Below are 11,223 nucleotides of genomic sequence, written 5' to 3'. Positions count from 1 at the left end.
AGGCCCGGGCCTGGGGTGGCCGCAGGCCAGGCCGAAGGCCCGAAGCCCCAGGGGTGGGCCTGCCGCAGGGCCTGCAGGCCACGACGCGTCAAGCGCCGAGGGGACCCACACACCACGGGACCCACCCCCGAAGCGAGCCGGCCATAGACCCGCCCACCCCCGGACGCCGTCCTCCCGCCTTCCCCCGAACGGACCACCCCCCCACGCCGACCCCGCGTGCCCGGGGGAGCATCGGAGCATGCGGCACCCCTCGACGCGGACCCGCCACCGCGCCCCGGCCGCCCTGGCCCTGCTGGGCGCGCTGGCCGCCGGGGCGGCCGGGTGCGCGGACGAGGAGGGTCTGCGCAGCGAGGGCGACCAGGGCGAGATCCACGCGCCCCTGACCCTGTGGAAGGACATCCACCCGGCGCCGCCCCCGCCCGGCCAGAAGCCCGGCCCGGCCGCGGTCGTGCCCGGGGCGCCCGCCGTGCCGGGCGGCGACCTGCGCCGTGCCGACGTCCTGGGCCTCGTACGGGCCGACATCGTCTCCGCCACCCGCGAGGACGACGGCACCGGCCGGCTGGTGGACCCGCGGGCCGTCCAGCGGCTGGCCCGGTGCGCGGAGCACGGGGACCCGGGCCCGGACTGCCCGGTGCGCTCCGCCGTCCTCCACGACCTGACCGGCGACGGCAAGGACGAACTGATCACGGCCGTGGACGTGGACGGGCGGCTGAGCGAGCTGCGGGTCTACGCCCTGCGCGACGACGGCGAGGTCGTCCGCGTACTGTCCCGGCGCGGCGTGCTGGCGGGCGTGGACGTGGCCGGCGGCCACCTGACCGTGCGCGAGCCCACCTCCAACCCCGGCCTGGCGTCGATCTCCGACTACGTCTGGGACCCGGACGCGGGCAGCATGGTGCTCAGCCAGCTCACCGTCGACGAGTGCCCCTCGGCCAAGGAGTCCGACACCCCCTGCCCGCAGAGCGGGGTCTGACGTGGCCGGGCCGCTGGGCAGCCTGCGCTGGAAGATCGCGGTCATCACGACCGCGGTGTGCTGCGCGGTGGCCGCCGTCCTCGGGATCCTCGTGCACAACGTGGTGGCCCGGCAGATCGTCGGCGAGATCCGCAAGGACACCCTCGCCCGCCTCGACCACGCCATGGGCCACTACGAGTACGGCACCACGCACGGCGACGTGAACAGCACCCTCGACCCGCCGCAGCTGCCCGGGCCGCTGAAGGTCCTGGTCCGGCACGGCGACACCGGCTCGATGGTCGGGGACCTGGACGGCAAACCCGTCATGTGGGCCGCCACCCCGGCCGACGGCAAGGCGCTGGCCGTCTGGCTGCCGTTCGGGGAGACCCGCAGGCGGCTCACCGACATCGACACCGCGATCCTCGCCTCCGCGGCGCTGGCGGCGGGGCTGGTGGCGCTGGCCGGTCTCTTCCTCGCGGGCCGGATCAGCCGCCGGCTGGCGGCCACCGCGGCGGTGGCCCGGCGGATCTCGGCGGGCGACCTCGACGCCCGTACCGACTTCCCCACCGGCGGGGACGGCCGGCACCGCGACGAGGTGCGGGACGTCGCCGCCGCCCTCGACACGATGGCGGAGACCCTGCAGAGCCGGCTGGAGGCGGAGAAGCGCTTCACCGCGGACGTCGCGCACGACCTGCGCACCCCGCTGACCGGTTCGCTGGCCGCGGCCGACCTGCTGCCCGAGGGGCGCCCCAAGGAGATGATCAATGACCGGCTCAAGGCCCTGCACGCGCTCACCGAGGACCTGTTGGAGATCTCCCGGCTGGACTCCGGTGTGGAACGGGCCGACCTGGACCGGGTCGAACTCGGCCGTGCCGTCGAGCGGATCGTGGCGGCCACCCGGCTGGACACCGAGGTACGGGTCGTCCACGACGCCGTGGTGCTCACCGACCGGCGCCGACTGGACCGGATCCTGGCGAACCTCGTGGTCAACGCCCACAAGCACGGGGCGCCGCCGGTGGAGGTGACCGTCGACGGGCCGGTGGTCCTCGTGCGCGACCACGGCCCGGGCTACCCGTGGGACCTGATCGCCCAGGGACCGCGGCGCTTCCGCACCGAAGACCCGGGACGCGGCAAGGGGCACGGGCTGGGCCTGACCATCGTGGCCGGCCAGGCAGCGGTACTGGAGATCGAGTTGGAGTTCTCCAACTCGCCGGACGGCGGCGCGGTGACCCGCCTGCGCCTGCCCGTGCGCGATCCGCCGGACAGCGGTTGAGGGCCTGTTTCACGTGAAACAGGCCCTCAACTCACCACGAATCAGGCACTATCGGCCGACATCAGCTGCGGGTCACGCTCAGACGCCGATGTTCTTGCCGTCCGTGCGCCAGACCGAGACCACGGCCGGGCGGACGATCTTGCCCGGGCCGTCGGGCCACACCGACTGCGGGTTCTCGACGGAGGCACCGTCGATCTCGCCCGGGTGCTGCACGGCGACCAGGACGCGGCGGTCCTGGACCAGCGGGCCGCAGGTCTCGGCGCCGCGCGGCACCGTCAGGAACTGCTTCAGCTCGCCACGGCGCTCACCGGCGGTGGCGACGCCGAAGAGGCCGTCGTGGGAGCCGAGCTGGTTGCCGTCGGTGGAGATCCACAGGTTGCCGTGCGGGTCGAACGTGACGTTGTCCGGGCACGAGATCGGGCTGACCTTGTCCTTCGGGAAGCCCGCGAAGAAGGTGGCCGGGTCGTTCGGGTCGCCGGCGACCAGGAACAGGCGCCAGGCGAAGCCGTCCGAGGACGGGTCGTCGAAGTGCTCGGCGAGCTCCAGGATCTGGCCGTGCTTGTTGGCGTTGCGCGGGTTGGCCTCGTCGGCCGGCGCCTTGCCGGGCAGGCCGCGGTTGCTGTTGTTCGTGAGCACCACGTACACGCGGCCGGTGCGCGGCGAGGGCTCGATGTCCTCGGGGCGGTCCATCTTCGTGGCGCCCACCTTGTCGGCGGCCTGGCGCGTGAAGACGTACACCTCCTCGGCGGTCATGCCCTCGACGTGCGAGACGGCGCCGTCCGCGGTGGCGGTGGCGAGCGGGATCCACTGGCCGGTGCCGTCGAACCAGCCGTCGGCCGGGAGCTTGCCGGTGCCGTCGATCTCGGCGGCCGGGGAGTCGCCGGTGAGCTTGGCGACGTACAGGGTGCCCTCGTCGAGCAGGGTCAGGTTGTGCTCGTGCGCGGCGCGGGACGTGCCCTTCTTCATCCGCTTGCCGGAGACGAACTTGTAGAAGTAGTCGAAGCGCTCGTCGTCGCCCATGTAGACGACCGGACGGCCGTCCTCGGTCAGCCGCGGCTGGGCGCCCTCGTGCTTGAAGCGGCCGAGCGCGGTGCGCTTGCGCGGGGTCGACTGCGGGTCGTACGGGTCGAGCTCGACGACCCAGCCGAAGCGGTTGACCTCGTTGGGCTCCTGGGCCACGTCGAAGCGCTTGTCGAAGCGCTCCCACTTGCGCTCGGTGGCGCCCGGGGTGATGCCGTAGCGCTTCAGGCGGGCGACCTGGACCGGGTCGGTGGCGCTGTCGGCGTTGGCGAAGTACTGGTTGACGTTCTCCTCGCCGTGGAGCGTGGTGCCCCACGGGGTGGTGCCGCCGGAGCAGTTGTTCAGCGTGCCGAGGACCGTCGTGCCCGACGGGTCGGCGGAGGTCTTCACCAGGTCGCTGCCGGCGGCCGGGCCGGCGAGGCGGAACTCGCTGGTGGCGGTCAGGCGGCGGTTCAGCTCGTGGCGGCGGACGGAGGTCAGCTTGCCGCTGCGGTGGTCCTCCTGCACGACGACCACGCCGAGGCCATGCGCGGCCCAGGCGATCTCGACCTGCTCGCGGGTCGGGTTCTGCGGGTCGTACTTCTCGAACATCAGGTTCTCGTCGGTGTACTCGTGGTTCGCGACGAGGACCTGCTGGCGCTCGTACCCGCTGCCGAGCGGGAGGAGGGCGAGGAAGTCGTTGTTGTAGCCGAACTGGCCGGCCTGGGCGGCGGCGGTCTGCTTCTTCGGGTCGAAGGCGGGGGCGCCGCGGAGGATCGGGTCGCCCCAGCGGATCACGACGTTCTGGTCGTAGCCGCCGGGGACCGTGACCTTGTCGTCGGTGTTCGGGGCGACGGCCGCGAAGCGCAGGCCGCGGGCGCCGAGGGCGGATCCGGTCGCGGCCGCGTCGGCCGCGTGGCCGCCGGCGGCCACGGCCTGCGCGCCGCCCCGGCCGACGACGGCGGTGGTGCCGGCGGCCGCGGCGACGGTCACGACGGCGGCGGTGCGCAGCATGGCCCGGCGGGAGAGGGCCCCGGCTATGACGTCGCCGACGTACTCGTTGTCGCTGGTGTTCGGCACCTCGTGGAAGCACGCGTCACCACAGCGGTAGCGGCAGGTCAGCGCGGAACGGCCGCCGGCGTGCGGGGTGCTGATGAGCGGCAGGAGTTTGCGCACGTATGTCCTCCGGTGAGCTACACGGCGACGCCCCCTGCGCCGACAACGTGTCGGAAACGATTCCGGAGGTGAACGTAGGAGCGCGGTGCGCCGCAGCGGCGGCGCGGGCGTGAACGAGGGGTTAATCCGTCGCGAATGCGCGGGAGTTCGAGCTGGCGGGTGGTTCAGCGGACGGACCGGCGTTCACTCACGCGGCCCCGGCGCGGTCGCGTACCGCCTCCCCATCCCTTGTTACAGGGGGCGATCCCGATAACCTTACGTGTCCACTCTGGTCAGGGATCTTTCGCCAATTACCCCGCAGGACGGACAAACATCGCACCCCAGCTCATGCGAAAGGCCTCGCCCATGGGTATCCGGAGTTTGTTGCGCAAGGTGTTCGGCCGCGAGCGTGCGGAGGCGACCACCGATACCGAGCAGGCGGAGCGGACCGAGGCGATGGTCCCGGCGCAGTCGCCGGCCCCGGACGGGAATCTGGCCCCGCTGGACGCTGCGGCCGAGCTGGTGGCCGCCTCCTTCGACAACCCGACCGTCCCGTCCCAGTCCGCCCCGCGCGAGACCGAGCCGGCCCTCCTCGGCCCCGCCGAGCCGGCCCCCCGCCCGTCGCTGGACACCCCCGCCGACCCCACGGTCCCCGAGGCCCGCCGCGAATCCGCCCCGGGCGCCCCGAAGGCCACCGCCCCCGCCGACGCCGCGGCCGTGGAGGCCGTGACCGAGGCCGAGGCCGTGACCGAGGCCGAGGCCGAGAGCGCCGAGCCCGCCGAGGCCACCGAGCCCGCTGCCCCGGTGACGGCCGAGGCGGAGGCCGCCGAGGCCGAGGCCCCCGAGGTCGAGGCGCCGGCCGCCGAGGTCGAGGTGACCGAGGCCGAAGCCCCTCAGGCCGAGGAACCGGCCGCCGAGGTCGAAGCCGCCGATGCGGAGCCGACGGCAGCGGACGCCGAGCCGGAGGCCGTGACGCCGGACGCCGAGGCCGAGGCCGAGGCCGTGACCGCGGACGCCGCCGAGGCCGAGGCCTCCCAGGCCGAGGAGCCGGCCGCCGCCGACGCGGTGGCCGCCGAGGTCGAGGTCGCCGAGGTGGAGCCGGTGGCAGCGGACACCGAGGCCGAGCCCGTCGCCGCCGAGGTCGAGGCCGAGCCCGTCGCCGCCGTCGCCGCCGAGGTCGAGGCCGAGCCCGTCGCCGCCGTCGCCGCCGAGGTCGAGGCCGAGGTCACCGGAGCGGAGCCCGAGCCCGAGGCGGCAGAGCTGGAGCACGAGGCCCCGGCCGTGGCGGCCGAGCCCTCGCAGGCAGAGCCCGAGGCCGAGGCCACGGCGCCCGAGGCCGGGACGGACGCGGCGGCAGCGGAGCCCGAGGCGGCAGAGGGCGGCCCCGCCCTCCCGCTGGCGCAGGTCCGCGCCGCGGCCAAGGCGCTCGCCGACCCCTACAAGGCGGCCGGAAACGTGCTCCGCGGCCGCGGCCGCGCCGGCGCCCGCGCGAAGGTCTACCTGGTCCTCGACCGGTCCGGCTCGATGCGCCCGTTCTACAAGGACGGCAGCGCCCAGCACCTCGCCGACCACGCCGTCGCCCTCGCCGCGCACCTCGACGAGGCGGCCACCGTCCACACCGTCTTCTTCTCGACGGACATCGACGGCACCACCGACCTGACCCCGGCCACCCACGCCACCGTCGACGAGACCCACGCCGCCCTCGGCCACATGGGCCGCACCAGCTACCACCGCGCCGTCGAGCAGGTCCTGGAGCACGTCAAGGGCTCCGAGGACGGGCCGGTCCTGGTCGTCTTCCAGACCGACGGCGCCCCCGACGCCAAGCAGCCGGCCCGCCAGGCCCTGGCGGAGGCGGCGGAGGCGGCCAAGCACGTCCACTGGCAGTTCGTCGCCTTCGGCGAGCACGACAACAAGGCCTTCGACTTCCTGCGCAAGCTCGACGCCGAAGCCGAGAACGCCGGCTTCTTCCACGCCGGCCCCGCCCCGCGCGAACTCGCCTCCTCCGCCCTGGTCAAGGGCATCCTGGGCGACTTCCTCCGCTGACCGGTGCCGAACCGGCGCTCCCCGGAGCACCGGTCGGCGACCACCGGGCCCGTCGGCCCGGCGTTCACCTCAGGGCCCCGCGCGGTACGACCTCGCGGGGCCCTCGCCTTTGACCCGGCGGGGCCGCCCGCTCCGGCACGGCTGCGGCCGGACGTACTGGAGCGGGCAACTCCGTACAACTCTCAGGAGGGTTCGGCGGTCTCCGCTCCGTACGTCCACTGCGACATCGGGGGCCACGCCATGAACCACCCGGACCACCTGGACCGGCTGAACCACCCGGACCACCCACCGGCCGGCCGGCGCCGCCGCGCCACCGCGGCGGCCGCCGTCCTCGCCGCCGTCGCCGGCGTCCTGCCCGCCCTCGCGGCGGGCCCGGCGGCCGCCGTCCCGCCCGCCCCGGCCGCGGGCACCGCGTCCGCCGCCACCCCGCTCCGCTGGCCCCAGCCCTGGGGCGCCGCCGCACGGCTCACCGGCACCTCCGCGGAGCGCGACGTCCGCGGACTCGTCGTGCTCCCCGACGGTTCGGCCGTCACGCTGTGGACCCAGAAGTCCTCCCCCGCCGCCGCGGAGAGCCCGCTGTACGCGGCCGTGCGCCGGGCCGGCACCGACACCTGGGGCGCGCCGGCGCGGCTGACCGCGCCCTCGGCCCGGGTGCGCGAGGTGAAGGTGGTCGCGGCCGGCACCGGGGCCGTCGCCGTCTGGACCGAGGCCCCCGACGCCGCCCCGGGCAGCAAGGGCGGGGAGCGGATCGTGAGCAGCGGCCTGACGGCCGGCGGTTGGTCGGCACCCGCCCCGGTGGCCGGCTCCGAGCCGGGCCGGACGCTCGCCGGGCTGGACCTGGCGGCGGGCCGGAAGGGCACCGTCACCGCCGTCTGGACGCGCGGCGAGCCGGAGGGCGAGACGCCGCGCGAGGTGCACGCCGCCACCCGGAGCGCGGCCGGTGCCTGGTCCGCCGGCGTGCGGGTGAGCGTCGACCCCACGGGCCAGGACGGCGCCATCGAGGGCGGCGCCCCCCATCTGGCCGTCGACGCCCGCGGGAACACCGTGGTCGCCTACGCCCACGTGATCAGCAGCGACGCCGGCGTGCCCTACACGGCGACCCTGCCCGCGGGCGCGAGCACCTGGAACGCCCCGGTCCGCCACCGCGACCCCTTCGAGTGGTCCCGGCCGCCGCGGCTGGCCGCCGGTCCCGACGGCACGGTGGCCCTGATCTGGTCGGGCTACGGCAGCACCGGGAAGAGCCCCGTCCAGGTCAAGACCACGCGGGACGCGGCGGCCGGCTGGCCGGACGAGCGGTCCACCGTGCAGCCCGACGGGATCACCGACCTGCCGGAGCCGCAGCTGTCCGCCGACGGCGCGATCACCCTGGTCGGGAGGGACCGGCTGGGCGGCTACACGTACGCCACCACCCTCGCCGAGGGCGCGCGCACCTGGTCCGAGGCTCGGGACCTCACCCTCGGCGGCACCGACGAGCAGTACGACGTCTCCACCGGCCCGGACGGTACCGTGCGGGCGGTGTGGGCCGAGCACCGCGACGGCCCGGACGAGGCCGTCCTGGTCCAGGGCACCCGCGGCCCCGACGGCACGTGGACCACGTCCCGCCTGAAGACGCCCGCGGGCCGGGGCTTCGACGCGGAGGTCGCGGCCGGGCCGGACGGCCGCGCGGTGGCGGTCTGGTCCCGGCGGGGCGGCCAGGACGCGAACACGCTGTGGACCGCCCGTACGGTGCCGCAGGCCGAGGTCGTGTCCGCGGCCGTCCCGGCCCTCGCGAAGCTCGCGGGCACCACGAGCGGGAGCAGGGCGTGGGCGCCGGTCTGGAAGCTGGACCGGCCGGTGTCCGCCTGGTCGCTGGCGCTGACGGACCGGCGGGGCGAGACCGTCCGCACCCTGTCCGGCTCCACCACCACCTCGACCGTCGCACCCGTCTGGAACGGCCGGACCGCCGGCGGCGCCCTGCCGCCCAACGGACCGCTGTCCTGGCACCTCAGCGTCACCCCCGCGTCGGCGGCGGGCCGGGGCGTCCTCGCCGCCGGCCGGGTCACCGTGACCGGCGGAAGGGTGGCCGCCCGCGATCTCGGCGGACCCGGCGGTCTGCTCGACGGAACCGGCGACCTGCTCGCGCGGACCGCGGACGGCGGCATCCGCACGCTGTACGGCGACCGGGCCACCGGCACCTTCAAGGGCGGCACCACCGGCGCGGGCTGGGCCAAGGGCACCCGCCCCGTCCCCCTGGGCGACGTGAACGGCGACCGCTGCAACGACGTCCTCGCGGCCCTGCCGGGCGGCGAACTCCGCCTCTACACGCCCGCCTGCGGCGCACCGCTCACGCCCGGCACCCGGCACAAGGTCCTCGGCCAGGGCTGGAACCGGTACGACGTCCTCACCTCGCCCGGCGACGTCGACGGCGACGGCCGCGCCGACCTCGTCGCCCGCGAGGGGTCGACCGGCAGGCTGTACGTGTTCGGCACGACCCGCACCGGGCTCAAGCCGCGCGTCGCGGTGAGCGGCACCTTCAAGGGCTACAAGAAGATCGTCGGCGCCGGCGATCTCGACGGCGACGGACTCGGCGACCTGCTGCTCCAGGACGAGGGGAACGCGCTGTGGCGCATGGACGGCAAGGGGCGCGCCGGCTCCTTCTTCCGCCGGGTGCTGCTGGACCGGGACTGGGGCCGCTCGTACGACGCCGTCGTGGGCGTCGGTGACCTGACCGGCGACGGGTGGGACGACCTCGTCGCCCGCGACCGCACGGGCCGGGCCTGGCGCTACTCGGGCAACGCCGAGGGCAGGCTCCGTGCGCCGGTGCGGATCGCCACCGGCTGGCAGGGCTACACCGGGCTGTTCTAGCCGTTGTGACCGGACACCCCCGGGGGCGTCCGGGAACGCGGACGGGGCCCGGGATCCACACGTGTGGATCCCGGGCCCCGTCACGGCGTACGGCGGGCCCGGCGGGCCGGCGGTCAGTGCGCGCCGGCGTCCGGGTGGACGGCCTCGGAGACCGGGCGGTCGCCGGTCGCCTTCTTCTCGACCGGCTTGCGCAGGGCGATGTTCAGCTCGCGCAGGCGGGCCTCCTCCAGCTCCGTCGGCGCGCCCATCATCAGGTCCTGGGCGTTGCCGTTGAGCGGGAAGGCGATGGTCTCGCGGATGTTCGGCTCGTCGGCCAGGAGCATCACGATGCGGTCCACGCCCGGGGCGATGCCGCCGTGCGGCGGGGCGCCGTACTGGAAGGCGCGGAGCATGCCGGCGAACTCGGTCTCGACGGTCTCGCGGCTGTAGCCGGCGATCTCGAAGGCCTTGAACATGATGGCGGGCTCGTGGTTCCGGATGGCGCCGGAGGACAGCTCGATGCCGTTGCAGACGATGTCGTACTGCCAGCCGAGGACGTCCAGCGGGTCCTGGGTCTCCAGGGCCTCCAGGCCGCCCTGCGGCATCGAGAAGGGGTTGTGCGAGAAGTCGATCTTGCCGGTCTCCTCGTCCTTCTCGTACATCGGGAAGTCGACGATCCAGGCGAACCGGAAGACGTTCTCCTCGAACTGCCCGGCGCGCTTGGCGGCCTCGACGCGGACGGGGCCCATGATCTTGGAGACCTCGTCGAAGTCGCCGGCGCCGAAGAACACGGCGTGGCCCGCGGCCAGGCCCAGGCGCTCGGTGAGGACCTTGACGTTCTCCTCGGTGAGGAACTTCGCGATCGGGCCGGTCAGGGCGCCCTCCTCGCCGACGCGGACCCAGGCCAGGCCCTTCGCGCCGAGCGAGACGGCGAAGTCGCCGAGGCCGTCGAAGAACTTGCGCGGCTGGTCGCCGGTGTTCGGGACGGCGAGGGCACGCACGTGCTTGCCCGCGAAGGCCTTGAACTCGGAGTTCTCGAACACGTCGGTGATGTCGACGAGTTCGAGGTCGGTGCGCAGGTCGGGCTTGTCGTTGCCGTACTTCAGCATCGACTCGCGGAACGGGATGCGCGGGAACGGCGAGGTGACGTGGCGGCCGCCGCCGAACTCCTCGAAGAGCTCGGTCATGAGCTTCTCGATCGGCTGGAAGACGTCCTCCTGCTCGACGAAGGACATCTCCACGTCGAGCTGGTAGAACTCGCCCGGCGAGCGGTCCGCGCGGGCGTCCTCGTCGCGGAAGCAGGGCGCGATCTGGAAGTAGCGGTCGAAGCCGGAGATCATCAGCAGCTGCTTGAACTGCTGGGGCGCCTGCGGCAGGGCGTAGAACTTGCCCGGGTTCAGGCGGGACGGCACCACGAAGTCGCGCGCGCCCTCGGGGGAGGTCGCGGTCAGGATCGGGGTGGCCATCTCGTTGAAGCCGAGGGCGCGCATCTTGTCGCGGATCGCGCCGATGACGGACGAGCGCAGCATGATGTTGCGGTGCATGCGCTCGCGGCGCAGGTCGAGGAAGCGGTACTCCAGGCGGCGCTCCTCGTTGACGCCGTCGTCCGTGTTGATCGTGAACGGCAGGGGGGCGGCCGCGCCGAGCACCTCGACCTCGGCGGCCTCGATCTCGATCTCGCCGGTGGCGAGGTCGGGGTTGATGTTCTCGGCGCCGCGGGAGACGACCTTGCCGTCGACGCGGACCGTGGTCTCCTTGGACAGCTTGTCCAGGACCTCGGCCGCCTTGGTGCCCGGACGGGCCACGAGCTGCGTGATGCCGTAGTGGTCGCGCAGATCGATGAAGAGGATGCCGCCCAGGTCTCGACGATTGTGCAGCCAGCCGCTCAGCCGGACGTCGGAGCCGACGTCAGAGGCGCGGAGCTCGCCGCAGGTGTGGGACCTGTACCGATGCATCGTTCATCCAGTTCTTCGCGACAGCG

The 11,223-nt window shown here is 74.4% G+C and carries 6 protein-coding genes; 4 read left to right on the top strand and 2 right to left on the bottom strand.

Annotated features, from left to right (window positions below):
* The first annotated feature begins 238 nt into the window (after window positions 1-238).
* Entirely contained in the window at window positions 239-970 is a 732-nt protein-coding gene (locus ACIQCH_RS05780; protein ID WP_402578275.1) for a hypothetical protein, read from the top strand.
* 1 nt (window position 971) lies between these two features.
* Window positions 972-2,222, top strand: a complete 1,251-nt coding sequence (locus ACIQCH_RS05775) for a sensor histidine kinase (RefSeq protein WP_402578273.1) — start codon at window positions 972-974, stop codon at window positions 2,220-2,222.
* A gap of 78 nt (window positions 2,223-2,300) precedes the next feature.
* Here ACIQCH_RS05775 and ACIQCH_RS05770 read toward each other — a convergent pair whose 3' ends face one another.
* Entirely contained in the window at window positions 2,301-4,397 is a 2,097-nt protein-coding gene (locus ACIQCH_RS05770; protein ID WP_402578271.1) for a PhoX family protein, read from the bottom strand.
* Between the two features lie 345 nt (window positions 4,398-4,742).
* Between ACIQCH_RS05770 and ACIQCH_RS05765 the strand changes: the two genes are divergently transcribed.
* Window positions 4,743-6,419 carry a VWA domain-containing protein gene (locus ACIQCH_RS05765; protein ID WP_402578269.1) on the top strand — a complete coding sequence of 559 codons (1,677 nt, stop codon included), beginning with the start codon at window positions 4,743-4,745 and terminating at the stop codon, window positions 6,417-6,419.
* 240 nt (window positions 6,420-6,659) lie between these two features.
* Window positions 6,660-9,263 carry an FG-GAP-like repeat-containing protein gene (locus ACIQCH_RS05760; protein WP_402578267.1) on the top strand — a complete coding sequence of 868 codons (2,604 nt, stop codon included), beginning with the start codon at window positions 6,660-6,662 and terminating at the stop codon, window positions 9,261-9,263.
* Between the two features lie 113 nt (window positions 9,264-9,376).
* Here ACIQCH_RS05760 and aspS read toward each other — a convergent pair whose 3' ends face one another.
* Complete coding sequence (aspS, locus tag ACIQCH_RS05755) at window positions 9,377-11,197, bottom strand: aspartate--tRNA ligase (protein ID WP_402578265.1); 1,821 nt, start codon at window positions 11,195-11,197, stop codon at window positions 9,377-9,379.
* Between the last annotated feature and the right edge of the window lie 26 nt (window positions 11,198-11,223).

It is taken from the genome of Streptomyces sp. NPDC093225 (genome assembly GCF_044753805.1).
In the GTDB taxonomy this organism is placed as follows: domain Bacteria; phylum Actinomycetota; class Actinomycetes; order Streptomycetales; family Streptomycetaceae; genus Streptomyces.
Note: the sequence above shows the minus strand (reverse complement) of the source record. Positions and strands in the feature narration are given on the sequence as shown.

Excerpts from the sequence above, each read along its gene's own strand:
- ACIQCH_RS05780 (WP_402578275.1), top strand. The coding sequence starts at position 239 with ATGCGGCACCCCTCGACGCGGACCCGCCACCGCGCCCCGGCCGCCCTG.
- ACIQCH_RS05765 (WP_402578269.1), top strand. The coding sequence starts at position 4,743 with ATGGGTATCCGGAGTTTGTTGCGCAAGGTGTTCGGCCGCGAGCGTGCG.
- ACIQCH_RS05760 (WP_402578267.1), top strand. The coding sequence starts at position 6,660 with ATGAACCACCCGGACCACCTGGACCGGCTGAACCACCCGGACCACCCA.
- aspS (WP_402578265.1), bottom strand. The coding sequence starts at position 11,197 with ATGCATCGGTACAGGTCCCACACCTGCGGCGAGCTCCGCGCCTCTGAC.